Raw genomic sequence first — 17,374 nt, 5'->3', positions numbered from 1 at the left:
GAAATGATTTATTCGGAACATCGCGCCGTCGCACCGGAAGTGTCGATCATCATCCCGGTGTACAACGAGGAAGCCGGACTGGCCGCGCTGTTTGCGCGCCTCTACCCGGCGCTCGACGCGCTCGGCACCGCCTATGAAGTCATCTTCATCAACGACGGCAGCCGCGACAGATCCGCCGCCCTGCTCGCCGAGCAGTTCCGCGCGCGTCCCGACACGACCCGCGTGATCCTGCTGAACGGCAACTACGGTCAGCACATGGCGATTCTCGCGGGTTTCGAGCAATCGCGCGGCGAGATCGTCATCACGCTCGACGCCGACCTGCAGAATCCGCCGGAAGAAATCGGCAAGCTGGTCAGCAAGATGCGCGAAGGCTACGACTACGTCGGCACGATCCGTCTGCAACGCCAGGACAGCTTGTGGCGCCGCAAGGCGTCGCGCGCGATGAACCGTCTGCGCGAGCGCATCACCCGCATCAAGATGACCGACCAGGGCTGCATGCTGCGCGCCTACAGCCGGCACATCATCGACACGATCAATCGCTGCGGCGAAATCAACACCTTCATTCCGGCGCTCGCCTACACCTTCGCGCAGAATCCGGTGGAGATCGAGGTCGCGCACGAAGAGCGTTTCGCCGGCGAATCGAAGTACTCGTTGTATTCGCTCATCCGTTTGAATTTCGACCTCGTTACGGGATTCTCCGTGGTGCCGCTGCAATGGCTGTCGTTCATCGGCGTGATCCTGTCGCTCGGGTCCGCGGCGCTGTTCGTGCTGCTGCTGATTCGCCGCTTCATCATCGGCGCGGAAGTGCAAGGTGTGTTCACACTGTTCGCCGTGATGTTCTTCCTGCTCGGCGTGATCATCTTCGCGCTCGGCCTGCTCGGCGAGTACATCGGCCGCATCTATCAGCAGGTGCGCGCGCGTCCGCGTTATCTGGTGCAGACCATTCTCGAACAGCGCGACGGCACCACCGTCACCGAAACGCCGCGCCAGACGGTCGTGCAGGCCGTCCAGGCCGCGCCGCTCCTCGATCAGGGCCCGAATCCATGAAGCCACGCGCCGTCGTATTCGCGTATCACAACGTCGGCGTGCGCTGCCTGCAGGTGCTGCTCGCGCGCGGCGTGGACGTGGCGCTGGTGGTCACGCACGAAGACAGCCCGACCGAGAACATCTGGTTCGGCAGCGTCGCCTCGGTCGCGGCCGAGCACGGCATCAAGGTGGTGACGCCGTCCGACCCGAAGAGCGCGGAGTTGCGCGAAGCGGTCAGCGCCGCGCGGCCCGACTTCATCTTCTCGTTCTATTACCGGCACATGCTGCCGGTCGATCTGCTCGCGCTCGCTGCACGGGGCGCTTACAACATGCACGGCTCGTTGCTGCCGAAATACCGCGGCCGCGTGCCGACCAACTGGGCGGTGATTTACGGCGAAACGGAAACCGGCGCCACGCTGCACGAAATGGCCGCGAAGCCGGACGCGGGCGCGATCATCGCGCAGACGCCCGTGCCGATCCTGCCGGACGACACCGCGGCCCAGGTGTTCGACAAGGTCACGGTCGCCGCCGAGCAGACGCTGTGGCGCGTGCTGCCGGCTTTGCTGGCGGGCGAAGCGCCGCATCTGCCGAACGACCTCGCGCACGGCAGCTACTACGGCGGACGCAAGCCCGAAGACGGACGCATCGACTGGACCCAACCGGCGCAGCAGGTCTACAACCTGATCCGCGCGGTCGCGCCGCCCTATCCGGGCGCGTTCACCGACCTCGACGGCGAGCGCTTCGTGATCGCTCGCGCCCGGCTGGCCGCGCCTGGCGCGCTGCGTTCGGATTTGCCGCCGGGCCTGCACGTAAGCGATAATGCCATTTTCGCGATATGCGGCGACGGCCGCGCGATCGCCATCCACGAATTGCGGCGCCAGCACGGCGGTAACGAAACCGTCGTCACCCCGGCCGAATTCGCCCAGCTCATTCAAACTCCCCGTCATTCATGAAAAAAGTCCTGATTCTGGGTGTGAACGGCTTCATCGGCCACCACCTGTCCAAACGCATTCTCGAAACGACCGATTGGGAAGTCTTCGGGATGGACATGCAGACCGAACGTCTGGGTGACCTGGTCAACCATGAGCGGATGCACTTCTTCGAAGGCGACATCACGATCAACAAGGAGTGGGTCGAATATCACATCAAGAAGTGCGATGTGATCCTGCCGCTGGTCGCGATCGCCACGCCGGCTACGTACGTGAAGCAACCGTTGCGCGTGTTCGAACTCGACTTCGAAGCCAACCTGCCGATCGTCCGCTCGGCCGTGAAGTACGGCAAGCATCTGGTGTTTCCGTCCACCTCCGAGGTCTACGGCATGTGCACGGACGAGCAGTTCGACCCGGAAGAGTCGCAACTGTCGTACGGTCCGATCAACAAGCCGCGCTGGATCTACGCGTGCTCGAAGCAGCTCATGGACCGCGTGATCTGGGGTTACGGCATGGAAGGCCTGAACTTCACGCTGTTCCGTCCGTTCAACTGGATCGGCCCGGGGCTCGACTCGATCTACACGCCGAAGGAAGGCAGCTCGCGCGTGGTCACGCAGTTCCTCGGCCATATCGTGCGCGGCGAAAACATCAGCCTCGTCGACGGCGGTGCGCAGAAACGTGCGTTTACGGATATCGACGACGGCATCGGCGCGCTGATGAAGATCATCGAGAACAAGGACGGCGTCGCCACGGGCAAGATCTACAACATCGGCAACCCGACCAACAACTTCTCCGTGCGCGAGCTCGCGCACAAGATGCTGGCGCTGGCCGCGGAATTCCCGGAATACGCCGAGACCGCGAAGCAGGTGCAACTGGTCGAAACGTCGTCGGGTGCGTATTACGGCGCGGGCTACCAGGACGTGCAGAATCGCGTGCCGAAGATCGACAACACGATGCAGGAACTCGGCTGGGCGCCGAAGTCGACATTCGACGAAGCGCTGCGCAAGATTTTCGAAGCGTATCGTGGCCACGTCGGCGAAGCACGCGCACTCGTCGAACAGCAATAAGGGCTGATCCTTGGCTCGTATCGTTCTGAAGATCGACGTCGACACGCTGCGCGGCACCCGCGAAGGCGTGCCGAACCTCGCGCGTATCTTCGACCGTTTCAAGGCGCGCGCCACCTTCCTGTTCAGCCTCGGGCCCGACCACACCGGTTGGGCCATGCGTCGCGTGTTGCGGCCGGGGTTCCTGCAGAAAGTGTCGCGCACGTCGGTGGTCGAGCATTACGGCGTCAAGCAGCTGATGTACGGCGTGCTGCTGCCCGGCCCGGACATCGGCGCGAAGACCGGTGCGGAAATGCGCGCCATCCACGAAGCCGGTTTCGAGTGCGGCATTCACACGTGGGACCACGTCTACTGGCAGGACAACGTGCGTTCGAAAGACCGCGCGTGGACGGCTGCGCAGATGCAGAAAAGCCATGACCGCTTCGTCGCGATTTTCGGCGCGCCGCCGGTCACGCACGGCGCGGCGGGCTGGCAGATGAACGGTCACGCGTTCGAGCAGATCGACGCCTGGGGCATGCGCTACGCCTCGGACGGCCGCGGTCACTCGCCGTATCTGCCGGTGGTCGACGGCAAGACGCTTTCTCACGTGCAGATGCCCACCACCCTGCCCACGCTCGACGAAGTGCTCGGCGTGGACGGTGTCGATCTGCACAACGTGGCCGATTCGATTCTCGAGCGCACGCGGAATAATCCGCACGATCAGGTGTTCACCCTGCATGCAGAGCTCGAAGGGCAGAAGCTCGCGCCGGTTTTCGAACAGTTGCTCGAAGGCTGGCGGGCGCAAGGTCACACGTTCGCGACCATGGGCGATTACTACGCCGCGCTAGACCGCGACACGCTGCCATCGTACCCTGTTACCTGGGGCGAAATTCCAGGCCGCTCCGGCGAACTGATCGTCCAGCCCTGACGGGCCGGCCCTCGCCGTGCCTGACGAACGGCCGCCGCGCGAGAAGCCTCCGCGCCGCGGCCGGACTCCCCCAAGAAAGCCTCGATGCCGGCCCGCGCCGCCGCAGCCAATCCAGCGACGCGAGCCATAACAACCGGAGAACCTCGTGCCCATCGCAGTCGACCAACCCATCCCCGACTTCACCGCCCCCGCTACCGGCGGCGAGATCACGCTGTCCAAGCTGCGGGGCAAGAAGGTGGTGCTGTATTTTTATCCGAAGGACAACACACCGGGCTGCACGACCGAAGGACTGCAGTTTCGCGACCTCTATCCGAAGTTCAAGAAAGCCGGCGCGGAAATCCTCGGCGTGTCGCGCGACAGCCTGCGCTCACATGACAATTTCAAGGCGAAACTCGAACTGCCCTTCCCGCTGATCTCCGATCAGGACGAAACGCTGTGCGCGCTCTTCGGCGTCATCAAAATGAAGAAAATGTATGGCAAGGAAGTGCGTGGAATCGAGCGTTCCACCTTCCTGATCGACGCCGAAGGCGTGCTTCGCCAGGAGTGGCGTGGCGTGAAAGTACCAGGTCACGTCGACGACATTCTGGAGGCTGTACAAGCGCTGTGAGGCGCGTTATATTGGGTTGCAATGAGTGCCTGTCCACCCCATTCCTTCCGTTGCTGCGCCAGACTTGGCGGCCGTTTTACCGGCGCCGTCGAAGTCGTGAGGCGCAACGCGATGACCGTAGGCGAGCCGCTTGCCCCGTACGCCGGGGCGGCGGCTTTTTCAATTGCGCGCGGCCGTTCGTTCACTCGGCCAAACGCTTCCGTTAAGGAGCCGATCGAAGACCAGGCGAACCGGCATCTCTAGACCGAATGCGCGCCTCCGGGCGCAAACTGCGTGCGCATTCACTGGCACCGGCAGAATGCGACAGGCGGCGCACGAAATGCGACCCGATTATTTAGAGGGAAACCATGCCTTTGCCTACCCCCCCCAGCAAGCTCGGCAATCTCCTGCCGCCTGACGAATACAAGGCCAAAGCCGCCACGCCGGCGCGCTCCGCCGCGAAGAAACAGGCCAACGAAGGGGCTGCCGCAGAGTCGGCCGATTACGGTCGCGCGAATGTCGCCACGCCCATGGCGCACGCCGCCAATGCCGCGACCACGTTGCGTCCCGTGCCGGTGTCTTCCGCTGCCGCACCGGCAGCCGCAGCCGCTGAACAGGCGCCGTCGCGCTCGCGTAAATCGAAGCAGACCGCCGCGCTGTTGCAGCCGGTTCCTCCCGCGCGTCCGAAGAGCAAGGCCGCGCCGGAAGCCGAACCCGTCGCTCAGCCCGAGCCGGTCGTTGCCCGCACGCCGGGCGCGAAGCAGCCCGTCACCGCAACTGCGGCGGCTGCGCCCGGCACGCGCACGACGAGCCGCAAACGCGGATCGTCGGCCGATCCGGTCGAAGTTCAGAAGCTGTTCGTGCTCGACACCAACGTGTTGATGCACGATCCGAGCTGCCTGTTCCGTTTCGAGGAACACGACGTCTATCTGCCTATGATGACGTTGGAAGAACTCGACAACCACAAGAAAGGCATGTCGGAAGTCGCGCGTAACGCGCGCCAGGTGAGCCGCACGCTGGACGCGCTGGTGGCCAACGCCGGCAACATGTCCGATGGCATTTCGCTCGCCCGTCTGGGCAGCCGCGAAGCGTCCGGGCGTCTGTACTTCCAGACCACGCTCGCCGCAATCGAGCCGGTCGAAGGCCTGCCCGAGGGCAAGGCCGACAACCAGATCCTCGGCGTCGTGCGCGCGTTGCAGCGCGACCGGCCGGATCGCCAGGTCGTGCTGGTGTCGAAAGACATCAACATGCGCATCAAGGCGCACGCGCTCGGCCTGCCGGCCGAAGACTATTTCAACGACCAGGTTCTCGAAGACAGCGACCTGCTGTACTCGGGCATCCGTGCGCTGCCGCAAGATTTCTGGACCAAGCATGCCAAGGGCATGGAGAGCTGGCAGGACACCAAAACCGGCACCACGTACTACCGTGTGACGGGTCCGCTGTGCGCCTCGATGCTGGTCAACGAGTTCGTCTATCTGGAACCGCAGAACGGCGAACCCGCGTTCCATGCGCTGGTGCGTGAACTGAACGGCAAGACGGCGCTTCTGCAAACGCTGCGCGACTACGGCCATCACAAGAACAACGTGTGGGGCATCACGGCGCGCAACCGCGAGCAGAACTTCGCGCTGAATCTGTTGATGAACCCGGAGATCGACTTCGTCACGCTGCTGGGTCAGGCCGGCACCGGCAAGACGCTGGTCGCGCTCGCGGCAGGCCTCGCGCAGGTCCTCGACGACAAGCGCTACAACGAGATCATCGTGACGCGTGCCACGGTGCCGGTGGGTGAAGACATCGGTTTCCTGCCGGGTACGGAAGAGGAAAAAATGCAGCCGTGGATGGGTGCATTCGACGACAACCTCGAAGTCCTGCAAAAAACCGACGACGCTGCCGGTGAATGGGGCCGCGCCGCCACGCAGGAATTGATCCGCTCGCGCCTGAAGGTCAAGAGCATGAACTTCATGCGTGGCCGCACGTTCGTGGACAAGTATCTGATCATCGACGAGGCGCAAAACCTGACGCCAAAGCAGATGAAGACGCTGGTCACGCGCGCCGGTCCGGGCACGAAGATCATCTGTCTCGGCAATATCGCGCAGATCGACACGCCGTACCTCACGGAAGGCAGTTCGGGCCTGACGTACGTGGTCGACCGTTTCAAGGGTTGGGCGCACAGCGGGCATGTGACGCTGGCGCGCGGCGAGCGTTCGCGCCTCGCCGACTACGCATCGGAAATCCTTTAAGTTACAACGCCTTAGCCTCATCCTTGGCTTGAGTTCGAAGCCGCCCCCGGTTCACGCCGGAGGCGGCTTTTTTCTTGTACCGTCACCGGACGGGCGTGATTCCGGGCAACACTTAGCGCACGAACTTCAAGTAAGTTGTGAAGAATTCTTGCCGGATGACGCGGCGAAGGGCTACCATCCGGACATCGTCTGCCGTTAAACGAGCGTTTACCGCTCGCCCCGTCTTTATGCGTCGACTCGCCTTTTCGCTGCTGACCGCTCTGCTGCTCGCCGCATGTGCCGGCGCGCCGCAGAAGACGTTGTCGCGCGCGGGGTCGTCGGTGGTCGTCGCGAACGGCGCGTATCATGCGCCGCCGCCGGGCTTTCCGAACTTCGTCGATCACAGTGTCGGCCGTGAAGAAATCTCGATTCAGGCGATGAGTCTGGTCGGCATTCCGTACCGCTGGGGCGGTAATACGCCCGATAGCGGCTTTGATTGCAGCGGCCTGGTTCGTTATGTTGTGTTACGCGCCGCGTCGGTCAATCTGCCGCGCACCACGGCCGACATGAGCGGCCGCGGCGAATCCATCGAACCGGACGGCATCGCGCCGGGCGATCTGATTTTCTTCAATACGACCGGGCGCGCGCATTCGCACGTCGGCATTTATGTCGGCAAGCTGCGCTTCGTGAACGCGCCGTCGACGGGCGGCACCGTTCGGCTCGACTATCTGACGAACCCATATTGGGCCAAGCGATTCGACGGCATTCGCCGCGTCGCCGCGCCGGCCACCGCGCCATCTACACCGGCTCCGTTCGACACCCCGAGTTTGCAGGCAGCCGCACCGCAACCCGAACGGCCAGCGCCGGCCGCTGCGCGCACGGCTTCAGCCTATGCCGGCACGACGGGCAATCCGGCAGCGGCTGCCGCGTATTCCAGCAATGCGCCTACCGCACCGCGCGAGCCTTTGATTTCGACGAACGCACAACCCGCCATGGCGACCACTGCGCCGAAGCAGGCCGATCCGTTCGAGCCGCCGCCTCCGGGTCTGAGCGCCGCACAAATGCAGGCACGCGCGGCGGGTGCGGTGTCACCGGAAACGGTGGGCGCCACGGCCGCGGGCAACGGCTATGACAACGTCACCAGCGCTGGTGTCCCGCAGCAAGCGGCGACGATGCGCCCCGTTGCGCCGACAGTTACGACCCGCAACGCCCCCGACCCGATCGACGCGGCCGCCGACGCGTTCGAGCCGCCTCCGTCGTCGTCGGTAGCGGCGGCCCGTCAGGCTCGCCAGGCGCAACAAGCGCAGCAGGCAGACTCCACGACTCAGACCGGCGAAAGCGGCAACGTGCAGATCATGCGCGCCTCAACCGCGTCGCGCGCCCTCCCTGCTCCCACGCAAACCAACGACGATCCGATCGCCCGCTTCGCCAACGGCAATTTCTAGCTCGTCGCGGCACGCCGCACGCGCCACGCTGATGACAAAACCGCCTCTCACAGCGAAGCCACCGATCTGCTATCGTCATCGATATTCTTCCGACAGCAGGTGGTGACGATGGACCTCGGACTGAAAAGCAAAGTGGTATTGATCACCGGCGGCAGCAAAGGGATCGGCCTGGCGTGCGCCCGCGCGTTTGCCGCCGAAGGCGCGAAAGTCGCGATCGTCTCGCGCGACCCCGCCAATCTCGCGCGGGCTTACGAGCAACTGCAGGCGGAAGGCTTGCACGTGCATCGCACGCGCGCGGATCTGCACGATCCGCACAGCGCGGCCGATATCGTCGAAGAAGTGAGCACCGCCGTCGGCCCGATCGACGTGCTGGTCAATAGCGCGGGCGCCGCGCGGCGCTACGATCCCGAAACGCTCGACGCCGACGCCTTCCGCGCCACCATGGAAGCCAAATATTTCCCCTACATCTATCCGCAGCAGGAAGTCCTGCGCCGGATGGCCGAGCGCATCAAGCGCGACAGCGGCGCGGAACCGGGGACGATCGTCAATATCATCGGCATGGGCGGCAAGATCGCGAGCGATATCCACATCGCCGGCGGTGCGGCGAACGCGGCGCTGATGCTCGCCACCGTCGGCCTCGCCCACTATTACGCGCGCTATGGCATTCGCATCAATGCAATCAATCCCGGTTCGACGCTGACCGAGCGCGTCGAGGAAGCCGTGAAACTGGAAGCGTCGCAACAAGGCATCGACAGCGCGGAAGCGCTCGCGCGCGGCCAGTCGAAAGTGCCGTTGGGCCGTTATGCAAAACCGGAGGAGATTGCCGACGTCGCACTTTTTCTGGCGAGCCGCCGTGCGAGCTATGTGACGGGCGCGATTATCCCGATGGATGGAGGCAGTGCGCCGCTGATTTGAGTGCGCCTTCGTGCGCTGATTTCAGATGAGCCGCTTGAGTACGTCAGTACGCTCGCGGACTTCAAGGCCGGGTTTCGCAGCCTCAGTGCGTTTCGACTAAGACCTGAAAACCCGGTGCCTTGAATGAATCGAACCGGTGTTGCCTGCTTACAGGAAACGGTGGCCCAGCCACCAACCCGCCGCCGACAGTGCTGCGGACGCCGGAATGGTCAGAATCCACGCCCAGACGATGTTCCCGGCCACGCCCCAGCGCACGGCGCTGAGCTTCTGCGTTGCACCCACACCGACGATCGCGCCGGTAATGGTGTGCGTGGTGGACACCGGGATGCCGAGCCACGACGCGGTAAACAGCGTGATCGCCCCGCCCGCTTCCGCGCAGAATCCGCCGACCGGCTTCAGCTTCGTGATCTTCTGGCCCATCGTGCGAACGATCCGCCAACCGCCGAACAGCGTGCCGATACCCATCGACAGATAGCAGCCGCCGATGACCCAGAGCGGCGGCGAGTCGGCGATAGACGACGCGTAGCCGGTGGCGATCAGCAGCATCCAGATGATGCCGATGGTTTTCTGGGCGTCGTTGCCGCCGTGACCAAGGCTATACAAGCCCGCCGACACGAGTTGCAGACGCCGGAAACGCCGGTCGACCTTGCTCGGCGGCGTGCGGAAATAGATCCACGACACCGCGAGCATGAAGAACGAACCGAGAACGAAGCCGAGCAGCGGCGAAATGAAAATGAACGCGACCGTTTTCATGAGGCCGTCGAAATTCAGCGAGCCCCAGCCCGACTTGGCGAGCGCCGCGCCCACCAGACCGCCGATCAGCGCATGCGACGAACTGGACGGAATGCCGTAATGCCAGGTGATGATGTTCCAGCCGATCGCGCCGACGAGCGCACCGAAAATCACGTAATGGTCGACGATATTCGGGTCGATCGTGCCCTTACCGACGGTTGCGGCCACCTTGAGGTGGAACACGAAGTACGCAATGACGTTGAACGCCGCGGCAAACGCCACCGCTTGCTGCGGCTTGAGGACGCCCGTCGACACGACCGTTGCGATCGAATTGGCCGCGTCGTGAAAACCGTTCATGAAGTCGAAAATCAGCGCGACGGCAACCAGGCCGGCCACGACCCAGATAGCGAGTTGTATCGATTGCATTATGCGTTTTCCAGCACGATGCCTTCGATGATGTTCGCCACGTCTTCACACTTGTCGGTGATCGTTTCGAGCAGTTCGTAAATCGCTTTCAGCTTGATCAGCGTCTTGACGTTGTCTTCTTCGCGGAACAGCTTGGACATGGCCGAGCGCAGCACGCGGTCGGCTTCGGATTCCAGACGGTCGATTTCTTCGCAGGCCTTCAGGATCTGGCTTGCCTGCTTCATGTCGGACAGCAGACTGACCGCGTACTGCACGCGCTCGGATGTCGCCGTGCAGATATGGGCCAGCTGGCTCGCCTCGGACGTGACGGTTTGCACGTCGTACAGCGAAATGGCGGTGGCGACGTCCTCCATCAAATCGAGGATGTCGTCCATCGTAGTGATGAGCTTGTGAATCTCGTCGCGGTCGAGCGGCGTGATGAACGTCTTGTGCAGCAGGTCGATGGTTTCGTGCGTGAGCTTGTCGGCGGCCTTTTCGGCCTTCTGCACGTTCTGCTTGTGGGTTTCCGCGTCCTGCAGGTTGTCGATCAGCAGCTCGAGTTCGCGGCTTGCCGAGACGATGCACGTTGCATGTGCATTGAAAATTTCAAAAAACTTGCCCTCGGTGGGCATGAATCGACCGAACATTGGGATCCCGAAAATTGGTCACATTATGGCTGACATAAAACCGCCACATTGTACCGTTGCAGGCTCCCGACCGCACTTTGGAAGCGCCGTTACAACAGGCGCGCCAACTATCTCTTTACTTCTGCGTCAGTCGCTATAGAAATTCTGCGCGCCCGCAAAATTATCGAACTTCGTGAATTGACCATGGAACGTGAGCCGAACGGGTCCGATCGGGCCATTCCGCTGTTTGCCGATAATAATCTCGGCCGTGCCCTTGTCGGGGCTATCCGGGTTGTAGACTTCGTCGCGATAAATGAACAGGATGACGTCGGCATCCTGTTCGATAGCGCCCGATTCACGCAAGTCGGACATGATTGGCCGCTTGTTCGGACGCTGCTCCAGACCACGGTTCAGCTGCGACAACGCGATCACCGGTACGTCGAGCTCCTTGGCCAGGCTTTTCAGCGAACGAGAGATTTCGGAAATCTCGGTTGCACGATTTTCACCAGACGATGAACCGCTCATCAGCTGCAAATAGTCGATGATGATCAGGCCGAGCTTGCCGCACTGCCGCGACAAACGGCGGGCGCGCGAGCGCAGTTCCATCGGATTCAGACCGCCGGTTTCGTCAATGAAAATCTGTGCCTCGCTCATTTTCTGCACGGCATGCGTGAGCTTCGGCCAATCTTCGTCGGTCAGGCGGCCGGTTCGCATGCGGTGCTGGTCGAGGCGGCCGACCGAGCCGAGCATACGCATGGTGAGTTGGCTACCTGGCATTTCCATCGAAAACACGGCAACCGGCAACCCGTACTCAACCGCCACATATTCGCCGATATTCATCGAAAACGCCGTCTTACCCATCGACGGACGGCCGGCCACGATAATCAGCTCGCCGCCGTGCATGCCCGACGTCATCCGATCCAGATCGACGAAGCCCGTTGGCGTACCCGTGACGTCGCTCGGATTGGCCGTGTGGTACAGCGTGTCGATCCGCTCGACGACTTCCGTCAGCAGCGGGCCGATTTCCAGGAAACCTTGCGTGCCGCGCGCCCCGTCTTCGGCAATCGAAAACACTTTCGACTCAGCCTCGTCCAGCAACTGGCGGACTTCTTTGCCCTGCGGGTTGAACGCGTCGGCCGAGATTTCATCGGCGACCGACACCAGCCGGCGCAACACGGCGCGATCGCGCACGATTTCCGCGTAACGACGGATATTCGCGGCACTCGGCGTGTTCTGCGCCAACGCGTTCAGATACGCGAGACCACCGACCTCTTCCGCCTTGCCCGACGTACCGAGCGCCTCGTACACAGTGATGACGTCGGCCGGACGCGTCGCCGCGATCAGCTTGCCGATATGTTCGAAGATGATGCGGTGATCGTAGCGATAGAAATCGCTTTGCGAGAGGAAGTCGGCAATTCGGTCCCATGCCGCGTTATCGAGCAGCAAGCCGCCCAGCACCGACTGTTCAGCTTCGATCGAATGCGGCGGGACTTTCAGCGACTCGAGTTGGGGATCTTTGGCGGGTGCGTTCATGGGAAGAATTATCGGGTAAATCGACGATGCGCGGGCAACTGAGACGCTAAAAACGAAGCACAAAAAAGGCAGGGGCCGGTTACCCGGCCCCTGCCTCGCGCCAGCGAAATTCGACCAGGTCGAATTTCGCTGGCAATACTATTTGATGCGCGGACGCGTCTGGCTTAGACGTGTTCGCCGATCACAGCCACGTTCACTTCGACAACCACGTCGGTGTGCAACGAGATCTGAACCGGGTGCTCGCCGACGATCTTCAGCGGGCCTTCCGGCAGACGCACTTGCGCCTTTTCCACTGCGAAGCCTTGCTTGACCAGTGCGTCGGCGATGTCGCCGTTCGTCACCGAGCCGAACAGACGGCCGTCGACGCCAGCCTTCTGACCGATCTGGATCGTCGAGCCTGCCAGCTTTTCGCCTTGAGCTTGAGCAGCGGCCAGCTTTTCAGCAGCGACCTTTTCCAGTTCAGCGCGGCGAACTTCGAATTCAGCCAGAGCTTCCTTCGTTGCACGACGAGCCTGCTTGTTCGGGATCAGGAAGTTACGTGCGTAACCGTCCTTCACCTTGACGATGTCGCCCAGATTGCCCAGGTTGACGACTTTTTCCAGAAGAATAATTTGCATTCCGATACTCCTTATCGCGTCGTCGGGTTAGGCCTTGTGCTGGTCGGTGTACGGCACCAGCGCGAGGAAACGTGCGCGCTTGATTGCCGTATCCAGCTGGCGTTGATAGTGCGACTTCGTACCCGTGAGACGCGCCGGCGTGATCTTGCCGTTTTCGCCGATGAAGTCCTTCAGCGTTTCGAGGTCTTTGTAGTCGATGTATTCGACGCCAGCGGCCGTGAAACGGCAGAACTTCTTGCGCTTGAAGAGCGGATTTTGTTGCTGACGACGCTTGTCGAATTTCTTACCAGTCGGGCGGGGCATGTTCAGTCCTTTCCAATGTCCTGCAATGCTGTGATGTGAAATACCAGAGTTCTTGCGTTGCGGTGCTTTTTTGCCAGGAAGCCTGTGAAGAGCGTTTCGACGCCCATCTGACAGCTTTCCAGCTTACCGCTCGCCTCGCCTGCGGCTACCGCCTGCATGGTCAGTTCGACTTGCCGGGCAATCCCGGCTTCGACGACTTCCGTGCGGTGATGCAACGTGCAGCCTGCAATCGGAACGCCGGCGGGGGTGTACCGCACCGGTTCGCGTTCGACGACGCTGGCCGTAAGTTGCAACCGGTTCATGTACCCTTCGGCAAAAGCGACGCTTGATCTGGTAGCTTAAATAATGTGTCTTAAGCCTGCGCTTCGGACGGTTGCGTAGCAGCCGACTTCTTGGCTTCTTCGCGCTGCACTTCCTTCATCATCGGCGACGGGCCGGTTTCGGCCTTCTTCATCTTGACGATCAGGTGACGCAGAACAGCGTCGTTGAACTTGAATGCGTGTTCCAGCTCGTCGAGCGTGGTTTGGTCGCATTCGATGTTCATGCAGACGTAGTGAGCCTTCGCGAGTTTCTCGATCATGTAGGCCAGTTGGCGACGGCCCCAGTCTTCGATGCGGTGGATCTGGCCACCGTGCGAGGTGATCGTGCTCTTGTAACGCTCGATCATGGCGGGCACTTGCTCGCTCTGATCGGGATGCACGATAAAGACGATTTCATAATGACGCATACACACTCCTTGTGGATTAAAGCCACCCGGGCGTCGGAACCGGTGCGGCAAGTGAGAAGCCAAAGAGTGTAACGCGAATAGGGACGGGTTGCAAGTTATCCCGTAAATCGAGCGCTCGATTCGGTTGTGTTTTCAAGGGTTTAGGTACTCAGCCGACTAGCTGGACGACGGGTCGCAGGCCGGGAAACGACGGCATTGCGCCGTGGCTGCCCGCCGCGCCCCACTCGAAACCCGTCGTCCCGCAGCCCGCCGGCGCCCTTACGACCCCGCCTCCGTGCGCTCGCTGCCGCTTTGCAGACGCTCTTTCAGGGCCTTTTCCAGGCCTGTCAGCGCGTCCGGCGCGGCGTCGGAGATCGCCCACCAGGTCATGCCTTCGGCGTTCCAGTGCGCGATCGAGTAGCCTTCCCGCCCGAGCGCCGCCGGCAAGGTGCCGTCAGGGCCGCGCGCGGTGCCGCCGGACGTCTGCGGAAAGACGTACACGTCGATCACGTGCTTCTGGTAGCGATAGACCAGCACGGCGACCCGCTGATGCGCCAGGTAATCGAGCCGGCCGCCTTCCAGCGCAAAGCCTTTGGTGGCGAGGTCCTCGACCGGCGGCGAATAGTCGAGCCGGCCGTTGAACCACGGCTTCACCGTATGCCGGTCGGTCGAAATCACGTCGATGTCCCGCCCGGACACCTGCGCCCGCACATGGCTCTCGATCAGTTCGTCGGCGAACGGCGAAGTGTCCGCGCTGCGATGCAGGCTCAGCGCGGCGCCCACGGCCGCCACGCCGAGCGCGATCACCAGCGCGCCGAGCCAGCCGTTGACACCCAGCGCGCCCGAACCGCCCGCGCCCCTAATGCCGCCCAGACCGCCTAATCCGCCCAGACCGCCGAAGCCTGCGCCACGGCCGCCCTGACGCCCTCCGCCGTTGCGCCAGCTCTCCAGCCAGGCAAACCGGCGTCGCGGACGCGGCGCCGGTCTCGCCGGCTCCGGGTCCGGCACGGCCTCTTCCGTCGACGGCAGCCCCGCGACGATTCTGGCGCGCAACGACTCCGGCGCCCGGTGATACGGCGCGGCGAGCATGGCCCGGCTCAACGCCTGCAGGCTCTCGCTTTCGCGGCGACAGCCAGCGCAACTTTCGATGTGCTGCTGCACGCGCAGCGCATCCGGTGCGGGTAATTCACGATCGGCGCTCGCATCGAGGAGCGGCCGCGCTTCGTTACAGTCCATCTGGCGTCTCCTGAGCGAAGCCGGCGGCCGTTCCGCCGGACGTGTTGGGTGGCCGGGCGTTCGAGACCGCCCGGAGCGGCGTGACCGAGGCGGTCGGCCCCGGACACGTTGGTGTATAAGCGGCGCGCGCCGCGCCGCCGGATTCCGTCTTGCCCTCGCCCGCAGCGCGCGCGGCGTCGTGCGAAGGCGGGCCGTGATGCGCCTGCTGCGGTGGATCGCGCGGCGGCCGGCCATCGGCGCCGGAGCCTGCGGACTTCGCACGACCCGAGCCGGACTTGCCGCCGGCAGGCGCCGTGAGCAGCGCGGCCAGCTTGCGGCGGCCACGCGCGAGTCGCGACATCACGGTGCCGATCGGCACGTCGGCGACGATCGCGATCTCGCGATACCCCATCTCTTCCAGCTCGCGCAGGATCATGACCTCGCGATACTCCACCGGCAGTTGCGCCAGCGCTTCGTGCACCTGTTTCGCGTCTTCGTCGCGGATCAGCAGGGTTTGCGGATCGTCGCCGCCGCTATTGCTCCAGCCTTCGAACGTGGCATCGTCCATGGTGTCATCGAACTCGACCACTTCCTGCGACGACGCCCGTCTGCGCCATTCCGTGTACCAGGTGCGCCGCACGATCGCCAGCAGCCACGGCCGTGCCGAGTCGCCGCGAAAGGTGTCGAAGAAACGGAACGCGCGCATGAACGCTTCCTGCACGATGTCGTCGGCGTCGCTAGGGTTGCCGCTCAGCCAGCGCGCGAGGTTGTACGCGGCGTCGAGATGCGGCAGCGCCAGTTGCTGAAAGCGGCGGCTGCGCGCGGCATCGCTTTCAGGCGCCGGCTGCGCGCAATCCGCGGCGCGCGCGGCGCCGGCGTTTCCGCTTCGGCTTGCGTTCGAATCGATCTGGACCACCTCGGCCCTCCAGGGCATTGCGGCTACGCTGTACGGCGACGCGATTGATTCACGCCGCCCTCACCTTCATAACCGGCCGCCCTTCGAGTTTATTCCCGCCACGGCGCGAGATTGCCGAAAAAATCCATCCTGGCGGATAAAGCCGGAGCACCACGCCTAATACGTCGGACGATTCCAGTAGCTGTCGTCCGCGTAGACCTCCTTGAGGTAATCGATGAAGTAACGCACCTTGGCCGGCACGTAGCGCTGCTGCGGATAGACCGCGAGGATGTCGTAGTCCGGCAGAGCGAATTCGTCGAGCACCGTTTCCAGTTCGCCGCGCGCCAGTTGCTGCTGGATCTCCCATGTGGAGCGCCAGCCCAGTCCAAGTCCTTCGGACACCCAGCGGTGCAGCAGTTCGCCGTCGTTGCAATCGAGCGTGCCGCCGACCCGCACCGTGGCCAGTTTGCCGTTGCGGCGGAAATACCAGCCGCGGTTCTGGCCGCCCTGCAGATTGAACGCGAGGCAGTTGTGCTGCGGCAGGTCTTCGAGCGTTTTCGGCTTGCCGTGCCGCCGGAAATACTCCGGTGTGCCGCACACCACGCGCCGGTTGGTCGCCAGCTTGACGGCGACGAAGTTCGGATCGACCGCGCCGCCGATCCGGATCGACAGATCGTAGCCTTCGCGCACCAGATCGACCACCCGGTCGGTCAGGTTGAACGAGACCTGCAATTCGGGTTTGTCGGCGAGAAAAGCCGGTGCGAGCGGCGCAACGTGCTTGCGCCCGAAGGCGGCCGGCGCCGACACGATCAGATGCCCGTTCACCGCGCGACGCCCGGCGCTCAGCTCGTTTTCCGCCTGATCCCATTCGGTGAGCAGGCCGCGGCAGCGCTCCAGAAACGCAGCGCCGTCTTCGCTCACGACCAGACGGCGCGTCGACCGGTACATCAGCTTGACGCCGAGGCGCTTCTCCAGCGCGTCGATACGACGCCCGAGAATCACCGGCGAGACGCCCTCTTCCAGCGCCGCGGCCGCCAGGCTGCCCGCGTCCGCAACGCGCACGAACGTTTCGATCTGCTTGAAACGATCCATTTTCTGTCTCCTCTGTTCTGCCGCCGCGCTTCCATGCAAACGGCCGCGTCCGCTATTCCATACTTTTTGTTTCGAAATAAGCGACCCGGACTGATCTTATCAAACCTTTGGAGGCGTCCTAAAGTGCATCCAACACCTTGATTTCCGCACACCCCAAGACAT

General features: G+C 63.1%; 18 protein-coding genes. 8 read left to right on the top strand and 10 right to left on the bottom strand.

Annotated features, from left to right (window positions below; all coding sequences use genetic code 11):
- Positions 1-3 precede the first annotated feature (3 nt).
- The 8 genes from P3T18_RS18810 (at position 4) to P3T18_RS18775 (ending at position 9,088) form a co-directional block, all read left to right on the top strand.
- Positions 4-1,047, top strand: coding sequence for a glycosyltransferase (locus P3T18_RS18810; RefSeq protein ID WP_429301457.1), 1,044 nt, complete (start codon positions 4-6; stop codon positions 1,045-1,047).
- Positions 1,044-1,979, top strand: coding sequence for a formyltransferase (locus P3T18_RS18805; RefSeq protein WP_429301456.1), 936 nt, complete (start codon positions 1,044-1,046; stop codon positions 1,977-1,979). Before P3T18_RS18810 ends, P3T18_RS18805 begins: the two co-directional genes overlap by 4 nt.
- Complete coding sequence (locus tag P3T18_RS18800; RefSeq protein WP_429301455.1) at positions 1,976-3,022, top strand: bifunctional UDP-4-keto-pentose/UDP-xylose synthase; 1,047 nt, start codon at positions 1,976-1,978, stop codon at positions 3,020-3,022. The genes P3T18_RS18805 and P3T18_RS18800 overlap by 4 nt, the downstream gene beginning before the upstream one ends.
- Positions 3,023-3,032: 10 nt before the next feature.
- Entirely contained in the window at positions 3,033-3,926 is an 894-nt protein-coding gene (locus P3T18_RS18795) for a polysaccharide deacetylase family protein (protein ID WP_429301454.1), read from the top strand.
- Positions 3,927-4,071: 145 nt separating this feature from the next.
- A complete protein-coding gene (locus P3T18_RS18790; RefSeq protein WP_429301453.1) occupies positions 4,072-4,533 on the top strand; it encodes a peroxiredoxin in 462 nt (153 codons plus the stop codon).
- A gap of 347 nt (positions 4,534-4,880) precedes the next feature.
- On the top strand, positions 4,881-6,749 hold the full coding sequence (locus P3T18_RS18785) for a PhoH family protein (protein WP_429301452.1): 1,869 nt from the start codon (positions 4,881-4,883) through the stop codon (positions 6,747-6,749).
- 227 nt (positions 6,750-6,976) lie between these two features.
- On the top strand, positions 6,977-8,173 hold the full coding sequence (locus P3T18_RS18780; protein ID WP_429301451.1) for an NlpC/P60 family protein: 1,197 nt from the start codon (positions 6,977-6,979) through the stop codon (positions 8,171-8,173).
- A gap of 108 nt (positions 8,174-8,281) precedes the next feature.
- A complete protein-coding gene (locus P3T18_RS18775; protein ID WP_429301450.1) occupies positions 8,282-9,088 on the top strand; it encodes an SDR family NAD(P)-dependent oxidoreductase in 807 nt (268 codons plus the stop codon).
- 147 nt (positions 9,089-9,235) lie between these two features.
- Here the strand turns inward: P3T18_RS18775 and P3T18_RS18770 are convergent, their stop codons facing one another.
- The 10 genes from P3T18_RS18770 to P3T18_RS18725 all read right to left on the bottom strand — a co-directional run bounded on the left by P3T18_RS18770 (position 9,236) and on the right by P3T18_RS18725 (position 17,212).
- The gene (locus P3T18_RS18770) at positions 9,236-10,246 is read right to left on the bottom strand and encodes an inorganic phosphate transporter (RefSeq protein WP_429301449.1); all 1,011 of its coding nucleotides are present in this window, start codon (positions 10,244-10,246) and stop codon (positions 9,236-9,238) included.
- Positions 10,246-10,872: a DUF47 domain-containing protein gene (locus P3T18_RS18765; protein WP_429301448.1), complete on the bottom strand. Its 627-nt coding sequence runs from the start codon at positions 10,870-10,872 to the stop codon at positions 10,246-10,248. Before P3T18_RS18765 ends, P3T18_RS18770 begins: the two co-directional genes overlap by 1 nt.
- Positions 10,873-10,998: 126 nt before the next feature.
- Positions 10,999-12,384 (bottom strand): replicative DNA helicase, encoded by a 1,386-nt coding sequence (locus P3T18_RS18760; protein WP_429301447.1) that lies wholly within the window; start codon positions 12,382-12,384, stop codon positions 10,999-11,001.
- 164 nt (positions 12,385-12,548) lie between these two features.
- On the bottom strand, positions 12,549-13,001 hold the full coding sequence (gene rplI / locus P3T18_RS18755) for a 50S ribosomal protein L9 (protein ID WP_429301446.1): 453 nt from the start codon (positions 12,999-13,001) through the stop codon (positions 12,549-12,551).
- A gap of 27 nt (positions 13,002-13,028) precedes the next feature.
- On the bottom strand, positions 13,029-13,304 hold the full coding sequence (gene rpsR, locus P3T18_RS18750) for a 30S ribosomal protein S18 (RefSeq protein WP_115782831.1): 276 nt from the start codon (positions 13,302-13,304) through the stop codon (positions 13,029-13,031).
- Between the two features lie 2 nt (positions 13,305-13,306).
- Positions 13,307-13,606, bottom strand: a complete 300-nt coding sequence (gene priB / locus P3T18_RS18745; RefSeq protein WP_007182110.1) for a primosomal replication protein N — start codon at positions 13,604-13,606, stop codon at positions 13,307-13,309.
- Between the two features lie 50 nt (positions 13,607-13,656).
- Positions 13,657-14,031 (bottom strand): 30S ribosomal protein S6, encoded by a 375-nt coding sequence (gene rpsF, locus P3T18_RS18740; RefSeq protein ID WP_006048823.1) that lies wholly within the window; start codon positions 14,029-14,031, stop codon positions 13,657-13,659.
- A 258-nt stretch (positions 14,032-14,289) separates the two neighbouring features.
- Positions 14,290-15,246: an anti-sigma factor family protein gene (locus P3T18_RS18735; RefSeq protein ID WP_429301445.1), complete on the bottom strand. Its 957-nt coding sequence runs from the start codon at positions 15,244-15,246 to the stop codon at positions 14,290-14,292.
- On the bottom strand, positions 15,236-16,141 hold the full coding sequence (locus P3T18_RS18730) for an RNA polymerase sigma factor (protein WP_429301444.1): 906 nt from the start codon (positions 16,139-16,141) through the stop codon (positions 15,236-15,238). The genes P3T18_RS18735 and P3T18_RS18730 overlap by 11 nt, the downstream gene beginning before the upstream one ends.
- Before the next feature lie 156 nt (positions 16,142-16,297).
- On the bottom strand, positions 16,298-17,212 hold the full coding sequence (locus P3T18_RS18725) for a LysR family transcriptional regulator (RefSeq protein WP_429301443.1): 915 nt from the start codon (positions 17,210-17,212) through the stop codon (positions 16,298-16,300).
- Positions 17,213-17,374: the final 162 nt, after the last annotated feature.

Origin of the sequence: Paraburkholderia sp. GAS199, assembly GCF_050436585.1 — a bacterium.
Lineage (GTDB): Bacteria > Pseudomonadota > Gammaproteobacteria > Burkholderiales > Burkholderiaceae > Paraburkholderia.
This window is presented reverse-complemented; position numbering and strand designations above follow the sequence as displayed.

What these genes read in the sequence shown, in the direction of transcription:
- rpsF (WP_006048823.1), bottom strand. Translation starts at nt 14,031, where the DNA reads ATGCGTCATTATGAAATCGTCTTTATCGTGCATCCCGATCAGAGCGAG.
- P3T18_RS18800 (WP_429301455.1), top strand. Translation starts at nt 1,976, where the DNA reads ATGAAAAAAGTCCTGATTCTGGGTGTGAACGGCTTCATCGGCCACCAC.
- P3T18_RS18725 (WP_429301443.1), bottom strand. Translation starts at nt 17,212, where the DNA reads ATGGATCGTTTCAAGCAGATCGAAACGTTCGTGCGCGTTGCGGACGCG.
- rplI (WP_429301446.1), bottom strand. Translation starts at nt 13,001, where the DNA reads ATGCAAATTATTCTTCTGGAAAAAGTCGTCAACCTGGGCAATCTGGGC.
- P3T18_RS18735 (WP_429301445.1), bottom strand. Translation starts at nt 15,246, where the DNA reads ATGGACTGTAACGAAGCGCGGCCGCTCCTCGATGCGAGCGCCGATCGT.
- P3T18_RS18770 (WP_429301449.1), bottom strand. Translation starts at nt 10,246, where the DNA reads ATGCAATCGATACAACTCGCTATCTGGGTCGTGGCCGGCCTGGTTGCC.
- rpsR (WP_115782831.1), bottom strand. Translation starts at nt 13,304, where the DNA reads ATGCCCCGCCCGACTGGTAAGAAATTCGACAAGCGTCGTCAGCAACAA.
- priB (WP_007182110.1), bottom strand. Translation starts at nt 13,606, where the DNA reads ATGAACCGGTTGCAACTTACGGCCAGCGTCGTCGAACGCGAACCGGTG.
- P3T18_RS18780 (WP_429301451.1), top strand. Translation starts at nt 6,977, where the DNA reads ATGCGTCGACTCGCCTTTTCGCTGCTGACCGCTCTGCTGCTCGCCGCA.
- P3T18_RS18805 (WP_429301456.1), top strand. Translation starts at nt 1,044, where the DNA reads ATGAAGCCACGCGCCGTCGTATTCGCGTATCACAACGTCGGCGTGCGC.
- P3T18_RS18810 (WP_429301457.1), top strand. Translation starts at nt 4, where the DNA reads ATGATTTATTCGGAACATCGCGCCGTCGCACCGGAAGTGTCGATCATC.
- P3T18_RS18775 (WP_429301450.1), top strand. Translation starts at nt 8,282, where the DNA reads ATGGACCTCGGACTGAAAAGCAAAGTGGTATTGATCACCGGCGGCAGC.
- P3T18_RS18760 (WP_429301447.1), bottom strand. Translation starts at nt 12,384, where the DNA reads ATGAACGCACCCGCCAAAGATCCCCAACTCGAGTCGCTGAAAGTCCCG.
- P3T18_RS18765 (WP_429301448.1), bottom strand. Translation starts at nt 10,872, where the DNA reads ATGTTCGGTCGATTCATGCCCACCGAGGGCAAGTTTTTTGAAATTTTC.
- P3T18_RS18785 (WP_429301452.1), top strand. Translation starts at nt 4,881, where the DNA reads ATGCCTTTGCCTACCCCCCCCAGCAAGCTCGGCAATCTCCTGCCGCCT.